This window comes from Bradyrhizobium sp. CCBAU 65884 (genome assembly GCF_028128835.1).
In the GTDB taxonomy this organism is placed as follows: domain Bacteria; phylum Pseudomonadota; class Alphaproteobacteria; order Rhizobiales; family Xanthobacteraceae; genus Bradyrhizobium; species Bradyrhizobium ottawaense.
The window spans coordinates 1-17803 of sequence record NZ_LBJU01000132.1 but is presented as its reverse complement, the minus strand read 5'-3'; the positions used below and the strand labels follow the sequence as shown (position 1 = coordinate 17803).

16 protein-coding genes are annotated in these 17803 nt (G+C 63.8%); 11 read left to right on the top strand and 5 right to left on the bottom strand.

Annotation, left to right across the window (positions count from 1 at the left end; translation table 11 throughout):
* Positions 1-3 precede the first annotated feature (3 nt).
* Positions 4-2160, top strand: a complete 2157-nt coding sequence (locus tag XI03_RS34920) for a glycosyltransferase (RefSeq protein WP_271594628.1) — start codon at positions 4-6, stop codon at positions 2158-2160.
* On the top strand, positions 2157-4061 hold the full coding sequence (locus XI03_RS34915) for a sensor domain-containing diguanylate cyclase (RefSeq protein WP_271594627.1): 1905 nt from the start codon (positions 2157-2159) through the stop codon (positions 4059-4061). The genes XI03_RS34920 and XI03_RS34915 overlap by 4 nt, the downstream gene beginning before the upstream one ends.
* A 29-nt stretch (positions 4062-4090) precedes the next feature.
* Here XI03_RS34915 and XI03_RS34910 read toward each other — a convergent pair whose 3' ends face one another.
* Positions 4091-5314 carry a polyhydroxyalkanoate depolymerase gene (locus tag XI03_RS34910; RefSeq protein WP_028145622.1) on the bottom strand — a complete coding sequence of 408 codons (1224 nt, stop codon included), beginning with the start codon at positions 5312-5314 and terminating at the stop codon, positions 4091-4093.
* A 157-nt stretch (positions 5315-5471) separates the two neighbouring features.
* On the opposite strand from XI03_RS34910, the gene XI03_RS34905 reads away from it, so the two are divergent.
* The gene (locus tag XI03_RS34905; RefSeq protein WP_028145621.1) at positions 5472-6128 is read left to right on the top strand and encodes a glutathione S-transferase family protein; all 657 of its coding nucleotides are present in this window, start codon (positions 5472-5474) and stop codon (positions 6126-6128) included.
* 280 nt (positions 6129-6408) lie between these two features.
* On the opposite strand, the gene XI03_RS34900 is transcribed toward XI03_RS34905, so the two are convergent.
* Positions 6409-6633, bottom strand: coding sequence for a hypothetical protein (locus XI03_RS34900; protein ID WP_018318578.1), 225 nt, complete (start codon positions 6631-6633; stop codon positions 6409-6411).
* A gap of 183 nt (positions 6634-6816) precedes the next feature.
* Here XI03_RS34900 and XI03_RS34895 point away from each other — a divergent pair, with 183 nt between their 5' ends.
* Positions 6817-7170, top strand: coding sequence for a hypothetical protein (locus XI03_RS34895; protein ID WP_095426019.1), 354 nt, complete (start codon positions 6817-6819; stop codon positions 7168-7170).
* Positions 7171-7179: 9 nt separating this feature from the next.
* Here the strand turns inward: XI03_RS34895 and XI03_RS34890 are convergent, their stop codons facing one another.
* Complete coding sequence (locus tag XI03_RS34890) at positions 7180-8283, bottom strand: mandelate racemase/muconate lactonizing enzyme family protein (RefSeq protein WP_271594626.1); 1104 nt, start codon at positions 8281-8283, stop codon at positions 7180-7182.
* Between the two features lie 173 nt (positions 8284-8456).
* On the opposite strand from XI03_RS34890, the gene XI03_RS34885 reads away from it, so the two are divergent.
* From XI03_RS34885 to XI03_RS34865, 5 genes are all read left to right on the top strand, one after another.
* Positions 8457-9290: an AraC family transcriptional regulator gene (locus XI03_RS34885; protein WP_028145618.1), complete on the top strand. Its 834-nt coding sequence runs from the start codon at positions 8457-8459 to the stop codon at positions 9288-9290.
* A 138-nt stretch (positions 9291-9428) separates the two neighbouring features.
* On the top strand, positions 9429-10367 hold the full coding sequence (locus tag XI03_RS34880; protein WP_271594625.1) for an SMP-30/gluconolactonase/LRE family protein: 939 nt from the start codon (positions 9429-9431) through the stop codon (positions 10365-10367).
* 158 nt (positions 10368-10525) lie between these two features.
* Complete coding sequence (locus XI03_RS34875) at positions 10526-11119, top strand: GNAT family N-acetyltransferase (protein ID WP_038950869.1); 594 nt, start codon at positions 10526-10528, stop codon at positions 11117-11119.
* Positions 11120-11135: 16 nt separating this feature from the next.
* Positions 11136-12782: a GMC family oxidoreductase gene (locus tag XI03_RS34870; RefSeq protein ID WP_212475161.1), complete on the top strand. Its 1647-nt coding sequence runs from the start codon at positions 11136-11138 to the stop codon at positions 12780-12782.
* A 121-nt stretch (positions 12783-12903) separates the two neighbouring features.
* Positions 12904-13716 carry a hypothetical protein gene (locus XI03_RS34865; RefSeq protein ID WP_271594624.1) on the top strand — a complete coding sequence of 271 codons (813 nt, stop codon included), beginning with the start codon at positions 12904-12906 and terminating at the stop codon, positions 13714-13716.
* A 946-nt stretch (positions 13717-14662) separates the two neighbouring features.
* Here XI03_RS34865 and XI03_RS34860 read toward each other — a convergent pair.
* Together XI03_RS34860 and XI03_RS34855 are read right to left on the bottom strand one after the other, a co-directional pair.
* Entirely contained in the window at positions 14663-15505 is an 843-nt protein-coding gene (locus XI03_RS34860) for an AAA family ATPase (RefSeq protein ID WP_271594623.1), read from the bottom strand.
* Positions 15506-15600: 95 nt separating this feature from the next.
* On the bottom strand, positions 15601-15846 hold the full coding sequence (locus XI03_RS34855; RefSeq protein ID WP_018318587.1) for a GlsB/YeaQ/YmgE family stress response membrane protein: 246 nt from the start codon (positions 15844-15846) through the stop codon (positions 15601-15603).
* A 123-nt stretch (positions 15847-15969) separates the two neighbouring features.
* On the opposite strand from XI03_RS34855, the gene XI03_RS34850 reads away from it, so the two are divergent.
* Positions 15970-17145 carry a vWA domain-containing protein gene (locus tag XI03_RS34850; RefSeq protein ID WP_028145611.1) on the top strand — a complete coding sequence of 392 codons (1176 nt, stop codon included), beginning with the start codon at positions 15970-15972 and terminating at the stop codon, positions 17143-17145.
* Positions 17146-17270: 125 nt separating this feature from the next.
* Complete coding sequence (locus XI03_RS34845) at positions 17271-17684, top strand: rhodanese-like domain-containing protein (protein ID WP_028145610.1); 414 nt, start codon at positions 17271-17273, stop codon at positions 17682-17684.
* Positions 17685-17803: the final 119 nt, after the last annotated feature.

Below are 17803 nucleotides of genomic sequence, written 5' to 3'. Positions count from 1 at the left end.
TCCATGCAGGCCATGACTCTGCCTCTCTCTCAGCTGTTCGCGCCGATGCTGGGCATCTTTGCGGCGATGTACCTGTTGGCGCCGACCTTTCCAGTCGCGCGCCTTTGGGCGCGTGTCGCGGTCTTTATCGTGGTTTGGCTTGTGGTCGCCCGCTATCTCGAATGGCGTATTTTCACAACCGTGCTGCCGGCAAGCGGGACTTGGTATCAGGTCGGCTGGATCTGGTTCTGTCTCTTCGTCGAGCTTCTGACCTTCACAGATCAGTTCGTTCTCTATCTGACTTTCCTTCGCAGGACCGATCGCAGCAGCGAAGCAGATCAGCACGAGCATCGGCTTCGCAGCCTGCCGGATGACGAGCTGCCCTCGGTCGACGTCTTTATTCCGACCTATGACGAGCCATTCGAGGTGCTGGAAAAGACGATCACTGGCGCGCTGTGTCTGGACTATCCAAACTTCCACGTCTGGGTCCTGGATGATGGTCGCAGACCCTGGCTCAAGGAACTTTGCGAACACAAGGGCGCCGGGTATCTCACGCGCGCCGACAACTTGAATGCCAAGGCCGGCAATATCAATCATGCGCTGACGAAGACGAGCGGCGAGTTCTTCGCGATCTTTGACGCGGACTTCGTGCCGCAGCGCAATTTCCTGATGCGGTCGATGGGCTTCTTCGCTGATCCAAAGATCGGAATCGTTCAGATCCCGCACACCTTCTACAATGAGGACCCGATGCAGGCGAATCTTGGCCTGCACAGGGGGCTGCCGGACGAGCAACGGTTCTTCTTCGATTCCATCATGCCAGCGCGCGACGGCTGGGATGGTGCCTTTTGTTGTGGTTCCAACTCCGTCACGCGTCGCGCAGCACTCCGCGCGGTGGGCGATGCCTTGCCGACCCAGTCCATTACGGAAGACATCCTGCTGACGCTGGTCCTGCTGCGCAAGGGGTACGTCACTCGCTATCTACACGAGCCGCTGGCGATTGGACTGGCGCCGGAAAGCCTTGACGCCTTTTTCGTGCAGCGGCAACGCTGGGCGCGTGGCGCGATCCAGACGCTGTATCTCGCCGACGGCCCGCTCGGCCCCGGATTGGGCTTGATGCATCGGCTCCTGTTCTTTCCGACCCATTGGCTCTCATTGGGCCTGCGGGCGCTCACGGTCGTGGTGGTTCCGATCGTGTTCATGTGGACTGGGCTCGCGCCTGTCGTCGACGTTACCCCTGAGTCGGTCTTCTACTACTTATTCCCCGCGATCCTGGCGCTCAACGGCGGCATCTCGTGGTTTGCGCCGCACGCGCATTTTCCGCTCGCCGCTCAGGTGTCGGCGACGATCCAGAGCTTCAAGATTCTGCCGACGGTGCTTGGGACTCTCGTCAAGCCGACGGGACATGCGTTCAGGGTGACGCCCAAGGGAGCTGCCGCGCGGTGCGCAAGCTACGCCGCGGAGATATTCTGGCCGTCAGCGGCCTTGATGGCGTTGACGGTTGTCGGCCTGGTTGTGAACACCATCCCGGAATGGCGGATGATCGATCATCCGGCCGCTTTACCGATGGTCGCCTTCTGGTCGGTGGTGAACATCGTCGTGCTCTTCTTCGTCTGCATGACCTCGCTGCAGGCGCGGATGGGACGCGCCGAGGAGCGTTTCGACTTCGATGAATCAGTCTTGATCGAGACTGGCACCGGCGAGCGGCTTTCCGGGCGCGTGAGCAACATCTCCCTCTCTGGCGCCGGCGTTCTGCTCGGCGCCGGCATTGACTGTCCTCGCGCTGGAGAACCGCTGCGCGTGCACATCGCGCAGGTGGGGTGGATCGACGCGATGGTCGTGCAACAAAGAGGCCATCTCATCGGGCTGCAGTTCGATTTGCCGCAGTCGCTTGAACGAGACCTGCTGATCCGCAAGCTCTTTACCGTCGCCCGTCTGAAGGGGAACGGTGTCATCGCATGCTCCGTGAACAGGGCTATGCTCAAGAACATCTGGTCAATGGCCGCGCCGTTGCCTCACATTGTTACAACTGGCGCGAAGCCCGCATCGCTCTCGCCGACGGTGCGTCTGCCGGCAGAGAGCCTGGTCATTCGGCCTCAACCGCGGATCGACGATTTGGCACATCTTGCCGGAGTTCGAAGCCTGCATCCGACGAGTTTTACTGAACCTGGCTGCGTCTCTTGATCGATCACCGTAGTGATGTTCGCCAGGGGCGTCTGACGCTCTGGGCCTCGGCATTCGTCGTGGTCGCCTGCTTGGCGATTGTCGCACTCAGCGGTTGGCGGGAGTGGTCCTCGCGACAGACGGTGCTGAAGGGCTCCGAAACAGACATGGCCAATCTGGCCCGGTCGGTGACGCAGCACGCGGACGATACGTTCGAACTCGCGGACACCGTTCTCAATGTGTTGGTTGGCCAACTCGAACTCGAGGGAACCAGCCCGGCGGCAATCGCCAAGATTCAGACCTTTCTTTCCCGGCGCAAAGCCGCGAACCGGATCCGCGCCGTGTTCGTCTATGACGAGACCGGCCGCTGGCTCGCGACCAGCGAGCCTGTGGATTTCGCCGGCCTCAACAACAGCGACCGAGAGTATTTCCAGCATCATCGTGCCGTGGCTGACCGGGGCACCTTCATTGGGTCTCCAGTGAGGAGCAGGTCGGGCGGGCAATGGATCATCACCGCGTCGAGGCGCTTCAATCATCCTGACGGCAGTTTTGCCGGAGTTGCCCTTACCACGATCGACGTCGACTATTTTCTGCAGTTTTATCGTGGTTTCGACGTCGGCCAGAGCGGTTCAATTGCACTGGCGACAGCGAACGGCATTATCCTCGCGCGTAGCCCGGACAACGGATATACGGGCCGCGATCTGTCGAGTGCTCCGCTCTTCAGGATTATCCGTGAGCGGCCGGCCGCGGACGTCTACTACTTCACGTCGCCTCTCGACGGCGTCCGGCGTCTGAGCTTTTATCAACTCAGCAGTCGCTACCCCGTTCTCGTGGTTGCTACAGAATCGGAAGATGACGTTTTGGCCCCCTGGCGCCGAGCCGCGCTGACACGCATGGCTGCGGTGCTCGGGCTGATAGGAGGACTCGCTGTTGCGGGGCTCTTGCTGGTGCACCAGCTGCACCAGCGGCAGAAGATGGCCGCTGCCCTGGTCGCCAAGGAGGCGGATTTTCGCCTCCTTGCAGAGCAGTCGGGAGACATGGTCATGCGCATAGCGGTCGATGGACGGATCCTCTATGCGTCGCCGTCCACCGCTCGAATCCTTGGCTGGGCTCCGAACGAATTGGTGGATACATCAGCCCTCGCCGGCATCAATCCCGCGGATCTGGCCCGAGTTGAGCAAACGCTCTCCGCATTGATGAACGGCGAAGCCGAGGAGGCGAGAATCACGTATCGCACCCGTCATCGTGAGAAGGAAGAGATCTGGGTCGAAACTGCACTGCGCGTCACGAGGAGTGCGCAGAGTGGACACATCAACGGCGTGGTGGCGATCTCGCGCGACATGACCGAACGCAAGGATCTGGAGGATAGGCTGGCGGCTCTCGCCCGTTCGGACGGCCTGACGGCCTTGGCAAACCGCCGACACTTCGACGAGCGGCTGGAGGCGGAATGGGACCGGGCCAGGCGGGAAGGAACGCCTCTGTCACTGCTGCTGATGGACGTCGATCATTTCAAGAGCTTCAACGACCGGTACGGGCATCAAGCGGGCGATTCATGTCTCCGCTCAATCGCGGGGGTCCTGGCGCAGCAGGCCAGACGGCCGGCAGACGTGGCGGCCCGGTACGGTGGTGAGGAATTCGCCTTGCTACTACCGAATACCGACGCAGGAGGTTGCGAGCAGGTCGGCGAGCGAATCCGGCAGGCGATCGAGGACCTCGGCATCCTGCACGCGCTCAACGCGTCATCCAGGCAGGTCACCCTCAGTATTGGTGGCGCCACACATAATTCGTTCGGCGACAAGGCGGATTGCTCGTCGCTGATAGCGGCTGCGGATAAGGCGCTTTACGCCGCCAAGGAGGGCGGACGCAACCGCCTGGTGATGTCAGGGCAAGTCGTCGCGTGGCCCGGCTCGATACGGGCTTGAAGAGCAATTCCAGCTGCCGCGGCGTGGTGTCACGAATTCACGTGCACGAAATCCCGCAGCAGCGGATAGATCTCGTTGTTCCAGCGCCGGCCTGAGAACACGCCGTAATGGCCGACGCCGGCCTGCATGTGGTGGACGCGCCGATAGGCGCGCACGCCGGTGCAGAGATCTTGGGCAGCAAGGGTCTGGCCGATCGAGCAGATGTCGTCCTTCTCGCCCTCGACCGTCATCAGCCCCATGCGGCTGACCGCCTTGGTGTTCACGGGGCGGCCGCGATGCATCAGTTTGCCTTGCGGCAACAGGTGCTCCTGGAAGACGTCGCGCACGGTCTCGATGTAGAACTCGGCCGGCAGGTCCATCACGGCGAAATATTCGTCGTAGAAGGTCTTGATGGTCGCGGCCTTGTCCTTCTCGCCCTTGGCGATGTGGTTGGCGAGGTCCATGTGCTGCTTGATGTGGCGCTCGAGATTCATCGAGACGAAGGCGGTGAGCTGCACGAAGCCGGGATAGACTTTCCGCAAGGCGCCGCGGCACTGCATCGGCACGTAGTTGATCAGGTTCTGCTCGAACCATTCGATCGGCTTGCTCTTGGCGAAGTCGTTGACCCTGGTCGGCTGGATGCGGGTGTCGATCGGCCCCGCCATCAGCGTCAGCGTCGCCGGGCGCGAGGGATGGTTGTCCTCGCACATGATCGCGGCGGCCGCGAGCGCCGACACCGACGGCTGGCAGATCGCCACCATGTGCGGGCGCGGACCGAGCTGTCCGAGGAAATCGATCAGATGCTCGGTGTAGTCGTCGAGCCCGAAGCGACCCTCGCTGCGCGGGATGTCGCGCGGATTGTGCCAGTCGGTGATGTAGACGTCGTGGTCCTGCAGCAGCGTCTGCACGGTGCCGCGTAGCAGCGTTGCGAAATGGCCGGACATCGGCGCCACCAGCAGCATGCGCGGCTGCTCCGTCACGCCGTCCTTCCTGAAGTGCAGCAGCGAGCCGAACGGTGTCGCGTAGGCGATCTCCTCGGTGACGGCGACTTCGCGATTGCCCACCATGACGCTGTCGATGCCGTAGGCCGGGCGATGATAGGTGAGGGTGGAGCGCGAGATCAGCTCCAGCGCCGCCGACAGCCGGCCGACGACCTGATCCGACATGCCCTGGGGCACCAGATTGAGGAATCTGAGCGCGGACGAAGCCCCCGCGCGCCACGGCGCAGTCAGGTCCATCTGGTTCTGAAAGGCCTGATAATACATCGACATCATACTGAAGTGCCCACCTGTCCCCCGTCTTGATGCAATATCGAAGCCAGATGGGGGCCGGACCGCCGGGAAAATTGGCACGTCGCTTGCTGCTCTTTGGGCGGGAAGGACGGGGCGCGCACGCCCGGCAGCGCGCTCCCAGGCGTGAGGGAAGGGCCATATGGCGAAGGCGACACTGACCATCAGCAGCAAGAACTACTCGTCCTGGTCGCTGCGCGGCTGGCTGCTGACGAAATTCTCCGGGCTCGATTTCGAGGAAATCGTCACCGCGCCGGACGATCCGTCGGCGCGCGCCGAAATCCTCTTGCTGTCGTCGTCGATCCTGGTGCCGTGTCTGCGGCACGACGGTGCCGTGGTCTGGGATACGCTTGCGATCGCCGAATACCTCAACGAGGCGATGCCGTCAGCCGGCCTGCTGCCTGATGACCGCGTGCAGCGCGCACATTGCCGCTCGATCTGCGGCGAAATCCATTCCGGCTTCACCACCTTGCGCGCCTCGCTGCCCGTCAATCTGAAAGGACATTTTCCCGGCTTCAAGATCTGGTCGCGCGCCCAGGCCGACATCGACCGGGTCTGGTCGATCTGGCGCGACTGCCTGGAGAAATCCGGCGGCCCGTTCCTGTTCGGCGAGCGGCGCACCATGGCGGATGCGATGTACGCGCCTGTGGTGACGCGCTTCGTCACCTACGACGTCAAGCTCGAACCGCAGCTGAAGGCCTACGCCGACACCGTCATGGCGATGGATGAGATGAAGGAATGGATCGCGGCGGCGAGGGAGGAGCCGGCCGAGATCGAGGAGCTCGAGGTCGAATATTAGGCAGTCCTTGCCTGGCGCTGCCTGTTTCGGGGGCGGGTGCCGGCCAGGGTGGTCTTGCGCGCTATGCCCTTGTCGCGATTAACCTTTGGCGCCCGTGCCCGGCCCGGGCCATCCGCCGCGCTGCGCAGATATTGTACGCGCCGGTAGAGCCGCATCGACATCTAGCCGTGAACAGCTGCGTACGCGGCCGTTCGGCCGATTCGGACGTGATTCGTTCGGGCCGCGTTCCGAAGGTTAAGGCGGAGCGCGGCCGCGTTGCATTTTGGAACAGATATGGGCGTCAGGCGGCCCCGCGCTGCCTCACGCGCGGCAGGCGCCAGCCGATGACGGTCGCTTCCACCGCGATGCCGGCCTCGTGGTTCTGCCAGCGTCCCTCGACATAGCGACAGGCGAACGGCAGCTGGTACGTTCCGCTGTGGTCCTCGCACAGCACTTCGAGCGCAAGCCCCGGCGGTGGTTCTCCGGCGCCGTCGAATTCCGCCAGTCGTCTATCGCGCGTTGCCATTCCAAAAATCTCCCCTAAACAAAGCCGCGGAACAGCGCCCACTTCTTCCGCGTGCCGATCATCGTTCCCCGTCCAAGGGAACGATGCAAGCTCAACGCGAGAATGCGGTACGAGTGTGGTAGCCCTGAGTGGCTGTGCGCAAAAAGCGCACATTGCCGTGATCGATTGGACGAGGAACCTCTCATGCTGCTTCGAAACGCCGGCATTTGTTTCGCAATATTGCTGCTCGCAACGCTGGCGAATGCGCAGGTGCACGCGCAGGACGTGCCCGGCATCGAGATCTGCACGGTCGAGAAGACCATGGAGCGGCGCACCAGCTGCCTGCAGAGCAATGTCGACTTCCTGCAGAAGACGATCACGAAGCTGAACCTCGACCACCAGCAGAAGCTGGATGCAGCAAACCGCCAGATCGACGCGTTGAAGACGAACCTCGCGGGCCTGCAGAAGACGCTTCTCGATCTCCAGGCCGCCCAGGTGAAGACGGCCGAGGATCTGAAGAAGAAGCAGGACGCGCCGCCGGCGAAGGATGCGAAATAAGCGCGCCGGTCACGTCACGCGATATCGCTCCATCACGTCCCGATCGGGCTCATAACCGAGCCCCACGCCCGAAGGCACCGCGACATGGCCGGTGGCATCGCTATCCGCGCGGCCGCCCCAGAGGCAGGCCTCGCGCTTGAGATAGAACATCTCGACCAGCCCGTCGTCGCGTGTCGCGAGGAGATGCAGCGTCGCGAGCAGGCCCGGACCGAAATACGGGGAGTGCGGAACGATCTTGACGCCGAGCTGATCGGCGAGCGCCGCGACCTTCAGAAATTCCGTGATGCCGCCGACCTTGGTCACCGACGGCTGGGCGTGGCTCACCGCGCCCGCCTCCATCATCTGGCGGAATTGATATTCGGTGCAGGCATTCTCGCCGGCGGCAATGCCGAGCCCGCCTTTGCTGCGGACCTCGGCGAGCGCGGCGAAGTCTTCCGGCGGCCACACCGGCTCCTCCAGGAACATCGGCCGCGCATCGCGGCACGACGTCGCGAATGCGATCGCCTGCTCGGCCGTGAGCGGACAGTTCATGTCGACCATCAGCGGAATGGTCGGCCCGATCGCCTCCCGCGCGGCGAACACCGCAGGCGCCGTGGTCTCGTGCAGCTTGATTGCGCCATAGCCGAGCGCGAGCGCCTTCCTGCATTCGGCCGCGATGTTGTCGGGCGAGCCGATCCGCAGCAGGCTCGCATAGGCGGGAATGGCCGTGCGCCTGGTCTCGCCGAGCAGGCGATGCAGGGGCACGCCCTCGACCTTGGCAGCAAGGTCCCAGAGCGCGATGTCGAGCCCCGAGATCGCGAACATGGTGATGCCGTAGCGGCCGAACAGATGCAGATTGCGCTGGATCTGCTCCATCGCGGCGGGGATGCCGGCGGCATCGGGCACCTTCAGCCCGCGGGCCTGCGGCGCGATCATCTCCTCGACGGCGCTGCGCGTGGTGCGCGGGCAGACATAGGCGAAGGCGTCGCCCCAACCGGTCAGCCCGGCGTCGGTGGTGACCTCGACCAGCACCATGTCGAGCGCGGTAATCGCGGATGCGCCCTGGCGGAAGCTCGCAACGCCGGCGTCATAGGGGATGCGGATATGGTGTGCCCGCACATCGGTGATTTCCATGACGCGGGTTCCTCTTTCTCGTGAGCGGTTTCGAAACAGTCTAGCCGCGAACGCCAGGGCGTTGCCAGTGGCCATTCCCGGACTATCCTTGCGCGCGGACAGCAATGCCGATCAAGCGAAGCCGGCGCCGACGGCGCATCATCGTCACGCTTCGAACGAGGGGTTGAGCCGCCATGAACCCTGCCCAGCGCGCGCTCTGGTATATCGAGAGCCATCTGGCCGAGCCGATGACGCTCGACGAGATCGCTGCGATCTCGGGCGTGTCGCGGTTCCACATCGTGCGCGCGTTTGCCGCAGCCACCGGACTTCCGGTGATGCGCTATTTGCGCGCGCGGCGGCTGACCGAGGCGGCGCGTCTTCTCGCGAACGGCGCGCCTGATATCCTCAGCGTCGCGCTGGAGGCCGACTACGGCTCGCACGAAGCTTTCACCCGCGCGTTCCGCGACCAATTCGGCACCACGCCCGAAGCGGTCAGGGCGGCAATGTGCGCCAATGACCTCAAGCTTCAGGAGCCGATCCTCATGGACTCCACCATGCTCGACCATCTCGCCCCGCCGCGCTTCGAGACCGCGCGGGCGTTGCTCGTCGCCGGTCCCGGCGAGCGCATTTCTTGCGACAACGGCGCCGTCATCCCCGGCCTGTGGCACCGCTTTCATCAGGAGGTCGCCGATATTCCCTCGAGGGTCGGACAGGTCGCCTACGGCGTCTGCTGCAACGGCGACGATTCCGGCAATTTCGACTACATCGCAGGCGTCGAGGTCGCCGAGTTCTCGGACCTGCCGCGACGCTTCGCCCGCATCCGCATCCCCGAGCAGCGCTATGCCGTGTTCACGCATACCGAGCACGTCGCCTCGATCCGCCGCACCGTCAACACGATCTGGAATCGATGGCTGCCCGCCTCGGGTTTGACGGCCGCGGACGCGCCGAGTTTCGAGCGCTACGACGAGGCGTTCGATCCCGCAACCGGCAATGGCGGCTTCGAGATCTGGCTGCCGGTGAAGCCGTAGGCTTCCGCAACGCTGGCATACCATCCCGCTTGCTTGGCAAGCCGGGGTGTCTTTGTCATAACCGCAGGCAAATCTTGCGTGTGGGGCCCGTGCCGGACATCCCGTGCAAGTCATAACAATCAGCCGGGAGGGGCCCCAATGTCCACCGCCACGTCCAACGTCCGCGTTCTCGCCACCGACCTCGAATTTCCCGAAGGGCCGGTCGTGATGCCTGATGGTTCGGTGGTGCTGGTGGAGATCCGCGGCCAGCGCCTGACGCGCGTTTATCCCGACGGCCGCAAGGAGATCGTCGCGAAAATTCCGGGCGGGCCGAACGGCGCCGCGCTCGGCCCCGACGGCAAGATCTACATCTGCAACAATGGCGGCTTCTCCTGGATCCCGACCCGCAACATGATCATGCCGGGCCCGCAGCCCGACGATTACCTCGGCGGCTCGATCCAGCGCGTCGATCTGCAATCCGGCAAGGTCGAGACCGTCGTCACCAGATGCGGCGCGCACGATCTGCGCGGGCCGAACGATCTGGTGTTCGACAAGCAGGGCGGCCTTTGGTTCTCCGATCTCGGCAAGCGCCGCGCCCGCGAGATGGACGTCGGCGGCATGTACTACCTCAAGCCCGGGATGACCGAGCTGGTCGAGGTCGTGCACGGCATATTGCCGGCGAACGGCATCGGGCTGTCGCCGGATGAGAATACCGTCTACATCGCGGAGACGCCGACCGGCCGGCTCTGGGCCTACGAGCTCTCCGCGCCCGGCACGCTGAAGCCGCGCGACGTGATCTATCGCGGCGAGCGGGGCAAGCCGATCTGCGGCCTCGGCGGCTACCAGATGTTCGACTCGCTCGCGGTGGAGGCGAACGGCAATGTCTGCGTCGCCACCCTCGTTTCCGGCTGCATCTCGGTGATCGCGCCCGACGGCACGCTGGTCGAGCAGGTCCCGACCGGCGACCGCGTCACCACCAACATCGCCTTCGGCGGCCCGGGGCTGAAGACCGCCTATATCACGCTATCGGGCAAGGGCGAGCTCGTCGCCATGGACTGGCCGCGTGGCGGTTTGCCGTTGAACTTTTTGAACAAGTGAATGTATCTGGACGAGCCGTGCCAATACATCCGTCGTCATTCCGGGATGCGTGCGCCAGCACGCAGGCCCGGAATCCATAACCCCGGGCGGTGGTTATGGATTCCGGGCTCGCCGCTTCGCGTCGCCCCACAATGACAGCAGTCAATATGGAGTGAGAAATGCCCTGGCCCGATCCCATCACCCTGCGTGGACAGCACGCCCGTCTCGAGCCGCTGTCGCAGCAGCATCTCGACGGGCTGGTGACGGCCGTGAAGGATGGCGAGCTGTCAAAGCTCTGGTACACCGCGATCCCGCTGCCGGACAACATGGCCAAGGAGATCGACCGGCGCCTGGGGCTGCAGGCTGCGGGCTCGATGCTGCCGTTCACCGTGTTCGACGCCGGCGGCAACATCGTCGGCATGACCACTTACATGAACATCGATGCCGCCAACCGCCGCGTCGAGATCGGCTCGACCTGGTACGGCAAGAGCGCGCAGCGCGGCCCGCTCAACACGCAGTGCAAGCTCTTGCTGCTGCGCCACGCCTTCGAGACGCTGAACTGCATCGCGGTCGAATTCCGCACCCACTTCTTCAACCACCAGAGCCGCCGCGCCATCGAGCGCCTCGGCGCCAAACAGGACGGCATTTTGCGCAGCCACCAGGTCGCGCCGAACGGCAGCTTGCGCGACACTGTGGTCTACAGCATCACCGCCGCCGAATGGCCGACGGTGCAGACGCATCTGGAATTTCAACTCAACGACAAGCCGCGCTAGGAGCGGCCGAGGCACCATGGACAGATTTGATTATGTGATCGTCGGCGCGGGCTCTGCGGGTTGCGTGCTCACCAGCCGGCTGAGCGAAGACCCCAACGTCAGCGTCTGCGTGCTGGAAGCCGGCCCGTCCGACTGGCATCCCTACATCCATCTGCCGGCGGGCTTCATCAAGACCTTCCACATGAAGAGCATCAACTGGGCCTATCAGCAGGAGCCGGGGCCCTGGACCGGCGGGCGCAGCATCTATGCGCCGCGTGGCAAGACGCTCGGCGGCTCCTCCTCGATCAACGGCCACATCTACAACCGCGGCCAGCGCATGGATTTCGACACCTGGGCGCAGATGGGCAATCGCGGCTGGGGCTATGCCGACGTGCTGCCTTACTTCAAGCGGCTGGAGAAGCGGGTCGGCGAGGGCGACAACAATTTTCGCGGGCGCGACGGCAAGCTCACCGTCACCACCATGGAGTGGCGCGATCCGCTCTGCGAAGCCTTCATGGAAGGCGCGGTCTCGCTCGGCATCCCGCGCAACCCCGACTACAACGGCGCCAAGCAAGAGGGCGTCTCGTACTGCCAGCGCACCATCGACAAGGGCCTGCGCGTCTCGGGCTCGACCGCCTTCCTCAAGCCGGCGATGAAGCGGCCCAACGTGCATGTGCACACCCATGCGCACGCGACCGAGATTATCTTCGAAGGCAAGCGCGCCGTCGGCGTGCGCTACACCAAGGGCGGCCGGGGCGGCACGCCGGTGGAGGTGCGCGCCAACAAGGAAGTCATCCTGTCCGGCGGCACCTATAACTCGCCGCAGCTCTTGCAGCTCTCCGGCGTCGGCTCGCCGGACCTGCTGGCCGCGCACGGCATCGCAGTGCGTCACGCGCTGCCGGTCGGTGAAGGCCTCCAGGACCACTACGCCCCCCGCACCGTGGCGCGCGTCAAGGACATCAAGACCATCAACGAGCTCCGCCGCGGTGTCTCGCTGTGGATCGAGGCGCTGAAATGGGCGACCGCGCGCCGCGGCCTGCTCTCGCTGTCGCCGACCATGGTTTATTGCTTCTGGCACTCCGGCGAGAGCGCCGACAGTTCCGACCTGCAGCTCACCTTCACGCCCGCGTCCTACAAGGAAGGCGTGCAGGGCCAGCTCGAAGACGAGCCCGGCATGACGGTGGCGTCCTGGCAGCAGCGCCCGGAGAGCCGCGGCTATGTCCGTATCCGCTCCTCCGACCCCTTCGCGCCGCCGATCATCCAGACCAACTATCTCGACGCCGAGCTCGACCGCCGCGTCATCGTCGGCGGCATGAAGCTCGCGCGGCGCCTGCTCAAGAGTGCGCCGCTCTCGCCTTATTACGCCTACGAGGATTTCCCCGGTCCCAACATCAACACCGACGACGAGTTTTTGGCGGCCGCCACCGAGCGCGGCACCACCACCTTCCACCCCGGCTGCACCTGCCGCATGGGCCCGGCGGATTCCACCTGGGCGGTCGTCGACGACCAGCTCCGCGTCCACGGCCTCGAAGGCCTGCGCGTCATCGACGCCTCCGTGATGCCGCGCATGATCTCGGCGAACCTCAACGCGTCCACGATGATGATCGCCGATCGCGCCTCGGACCTCATCCGCGGGAAGGCGCCGATGGAAGCCGCGCGCATTCCGGACGCCGCGGTGGCGTGACATCTTCGTAGGATGGGTAGAGCGAAGCGAAACCCATCATCGTGCAGCGCTTGCTGAGCCCGATGGGTTTCGCTGCGCTCTACCCATCCTACGATTTCCGCCCATCGAATGAGTCGCATCCATGGAAGATCATCCGCTTCTTGACATCGTGACGAAATGGCCCGGTCGCCGGCCGACGCAAGCCGCGTTCGAGGCGCTTGGGTTCTCGCTCCACAGGGCGCGGCAGGACGAGCTCATTCAATTCTGTGGAACGGAGTGCTCGGACCTGCTCTACCGATATTGGGACGAAGTCGCTCTTGAAACGATGCAGTCGCTTGGACAGGGCAATCCCGACGGACGAACCTTCGTCATCATGCCGAAAAATCGTTCCGCCTTGCTGGACGAACTCTTCGCCGCCAGAGATTTTGTCGAGCCGCCATTCGTCGCCCCGCCACTCGTGAGATGCGTGTTCGAGCACCTTCGGAAAGTCTATGGGGACCAGGAGTTCCGCGAGAACCGGGTCGCCCATCTGGATCGGTTGCAAAGGGCGGAAGCCGAGCGTCTGCGCATTGATCCAGGCGGTGGACTTCGAACGAAAAAGGACGTCATTCCCTTCCTGGAAGAGTTTTGCGGCGTGCTGGGATTTGAAGGCCGTTCCCGGAATCGATGGCAGAAAAAGGTCGGCGGCTGCCTTGTCTTCGAGATTGGCGTTTGGCTCGGCGGAAATGCCTTTCGCATGTGGTCTCCGCTCAAGTTTCGCATCGTCCACGTGCGCGAGCCAAAATACGCATTCGAGACTGAGGGAGGCGCTGTGTTGGGCCGGCTCATCCCCGGAGCGGACTTGTATGGGCGATGGGGCAGCGATCTTGAATATGTTCTCGGCATCAGGGCTCTCATCGAGCTGTTCAATGTCGTCGCTGGCACGTTCGAGGATGCTCTAGCGAGCGGTTCCTGAAACGGTTGCTCGTGAGACCCGTCGGGCAAAACACCCCGCAACCCGTCAACCCCTCCGCGCAAAAATATTCCACTTTACCGAAATTCGGAATTGCGGCATACATCGAAGCAGCCCGGCCCGACGAAGAGGGGCGGTTCGCGAGTCGTTCGAAACGCGGGCCGGGTTGCGGTGGACGCGGCAGCGTCGTGCGCGAGAGGCGTGGGCAGGGCGGGTAGTCCCTGTGAGCCCGAGGCTTCGTGCGGACGAGCGGCGCTGAAGTCCGGCGAAGCCTCTTGGCGAAGCCGGATGAGCTGCGTACGGCAAAACCGTGTGGTCCTGGCCGTCGTTGCTACGGTCAAGCCTGTCGCGGAGATGTGCGCGAGCCCAACCGGGCAGACGGCATCATCCAATTCGCGGGGCGAGGGAGGCCAGAGGGAAAGTTCGGCTCCCGGGAGATCACGGCATAAGCCGTCCGACCATCGCGCAGGGAAGGCCGTGTGTTCGGCCGCACCTGTATGCCGCTGTGCAGTCCTTTTGCGCTATCTGCGCACAGCGGACCGCGGGTGCCAAGCCGGCACCCGGCCTTCCCTGCGCCCTCTTTCCTTGGGGGCGACGGAGAGAGCAAAGCTCGGGCGAGATGCGTCGCGAGGCTGCGAAGGTGTGTCTGCGATTCAAAATGCGAGTCGGAAGGGCAACTGCTGCCTCATACTCCGTCATTGCGAGCGCAGCGAAGCAATCCAGACTGTCACCGCGGAGGGATTCCGGATTGCTTCGCTGCGCTCGCAATGACGGTGTGGAGAAAGCGGCGCACCGAACTCTACTCTCGTGCCCCGGACGCAGCGCAGCGTCTCTTGACGGTGCGCTGCAGAGCCGGGGCTCATGTCGCCGCATTGTACCGTGTCGCCTACTGGGTCCCGGCTCTGCGCAGCAGCGTTGCACGCTGCAGCGCGTCCGGGACACGGGAAGGTCACACTTCCCGTCTGCTCAAAAATGCCAGCCGCTCGAACAGATGCACGTCCTGCTCGTTCTTCAGCAGAGCGCCGTGCAGCGGCGGGATCAGTTTTCGCGGGTCGCGCTCCCGCAGCTGCTCGACGCTCATGTCCTCGTTGAGCAGCAGCTTGAGCCAGTCCAGAAGCTCCGACGTGGACGGCTTCTTCTTCAGGCCGGGCACCTCGCGCACCTCGAAGAAGATGCGCAGCGCTTCCTCGACGAGGCGCTTCTTGATGCCGGGGAAGTGGACGTCGACGATGCGGGCCATCGTGTCGGCGTCGGGGAACTTGATGTAGTGGAAGAAGCAGCGGCGCAGGAAGGCGTCCGGCAGCTCCTTCTCGTTGTTGGAGGTGATCATCATGATCGGGCGCTGCTTGGCCTTGATCGTCTCGCCGGTCTCGTAGACATGGAATTCCATGCGGTCGAGCTCGAGCAGGAGGTCGTTCGGAAACTCGATGTCGGCCTTGTCGATCTCGTCGATCAAGAGCACCGGGCGCTGCTCGGCGGTGAAGGCGTCCCACAGCTTGCCGCGCTTGATGTAGTTCTTGATGTCGGACACCCTGCTATCACCGAGCTGGCTGTCGCGCAGCCGCGACACCGCGTCGTATTCGTAGAGACCCTGCTGCGCCTTGGTGGTGGACTTGATGTGCCAGGTCAGCAGCGGCGCGTTCAGAGCCTTCGCGACTTCCTCGGCCAGCACCGTCTTGCCGGTGCCGGGCTCGCCCTTGATGAGGAGCGGGCGCTCGAGCACGATCGAGGCATTGACGGCGACCTTGAGATCGTCGGTCGCAACATAGTCCTTGGTGCCGGTAAATTTCATCGCGTGTCCTTGGGTCATCGTCGGCGAGAGGCGTCGGCCCCGTCGCGACAAGCGAACGGCCGCTCGCGGCGGCTGTTCCTGGTTCGGTCAGGCTTTCAGACCCGTTTTATCAGCGAAAGGATGACGAGCACAATCACCGCGCCGATCGTGGCGTCCACGATGGCGCCGACCGTGCCCGTTGCCAGCTGGATGTGCAGCTGGGGCAACACCCAGCTTGCGACCAGCGCGCCGATGATGCCGACGACAATGTTGCCGATCAGTCCAAATCCCGCCCCGTGGACAATCTTGCCCGCAAGCCAGCCCGCGATCGCACCGATGATGAGTGCTGCGACAATTCCCATTGCAAACGTCCCCAAAACAACCCCGTGAGGGCCCCAATTCTAGAGCAAAAAGCTTCGCGGTCCAGCACCCCGCGGCGGTCTCCGCCCCTTGACGTCAGCCACCCGACGGGCAATCTGTCACCCATGTTCCTGCAATTCTTCACTTCTCTGCGCGATGCGCAGGTCCCCGTGACGCTGCGCGAATACCTCACGCTGATGGAGGCGCTCGACGCTGACCTGTCGGATTATTCGGTGGAGAATTTCTACTACCTGTCGCGCACCTCGCTGGTGAAGGACGAGCGCAACCTCGACAAGTTCGACCGCGTCTTCGGCACGGTGTTCAAGGGGCTGGAAAACCTGCTCGACGCCATGGAGAAGGCGGAGATCCCCGAGGAGTGGCTGAAGAAGCTCGCCGAAAAATACCTGACTGACGAAGAGAAGAAGCAGATCGAGGCCATGGGCTGGGACAAGCTCATGGAGACCCTGAAGAAGCGCCTCGAAGAGCAGAAGGGGCGGCACCAGGGGGGCTCGAAGTGGATCGGCACCGCCGGCACCTCGCCGTTCGGCGCCCACGGTTACAATCCCGAGGGCGTGCGCATCGGCCAGGAGAAGAACCGCAACAACCGCGCCGTGAAGGTGTGGGACAAGCGCGAGTTCAAGGACCTCGACGGCAATGTCGAGCTCGGCATCCGCAACATCAAGGTGGCGCTGCGCCGCCTGCGCAAATTCGCGCGCACCGGCGCACCCGACGAGCTCGATCTCGACACCACCATCCGCGAGACCGCCAATCACGGCTATCTCGACGTCCACATGCGCCCCGAGCGGCGCAATGCGGTGAAGCTTTTGGTGTTCTTCGACATCGGCGGCTCCATGGACGCGCATATCGAGCAGGTCGAGGAGCTGTTCTCCGCGGCGAAGAGCGAGTTCAAGCACATGGAGTATTTCTACTTCCACAACTGCCTCTATGAGGGCGTGTGGAAGCAGAACAAGCGCCGCTTCACCGACCGCACGCCGACCTGGGACGTGCTGCACAAATACCCGCACGACTACAAGATCGTGTTCGTCGGCGATGCGTCGATGAGCCCGTACGAGATCATGGTGCCCGGCGGCTCGGTCGAGCATGTCAACGAGGAGCCGGGCTCGGTCTGGCTCGACCGCATCATCCGCACCTATCCGCATGCGGTGTGGCTCAATCCGGTCGCTCAGAAGCACTGGGACTATTCGGAATCCACCACCATCATCAAACGCATCTTCGCCAACCGGATGTACCCGATCACGATCGAGGGGCTGGAGGGTGCGATGAAGGAATTGACGCACTAGCTTCTCGTCATTCCGGGGCGCCCGAAGGGCGAGCCCGGAATCCATCGGGCCGCAGTGCGTGTAGAGGAATGGATTCCGGGCTCGCGCTGCGCGCGCCCCGGAATGACAACAAGAGGGAGAACCACATGCCCCAAAACATCACCCGCGGCATCAAGGCGCTGATCGACGAGGCCAATGCCGAGATCGAGACGCTCAACGCCAAGGACGCCATCGAGATCTCCAAGAATGGCGACGTCGTCATCGTCGACATCCGCGACCCCCGCGAGATCGAGCGCGACGGTCGCATCCCCGGCGCGTTCGCCTGCACGCGCGGCATGCTGGAATTCTGGATCGACCCGCAGAGTCCCTACGCCAAGCCGGTCTTCCAGGAGGACAAGAAGTTCGTCTTCCACTGCGCCGGGGGCCTGCGCTCCGCACTCGCGGCCAAGACCGCGCAGGACATGGGCCTGAAGCCCGTCGCCCACATCGCCGGCGGCTACGCCGCCTGGCGCGATGCCGGTGGGCCGACGGAAGCGTGGGAGCCGAAGAAGAAGGGGTGAATTGGATACCGCGCTTACCACACACTCCGTCATGGCCGGGCCTGTTGTTTAGCCCGGACAGATCACTGACGGGTGTTCGGAGACATAGCTGACACATCAACATTGGCTGGATTGGTCCG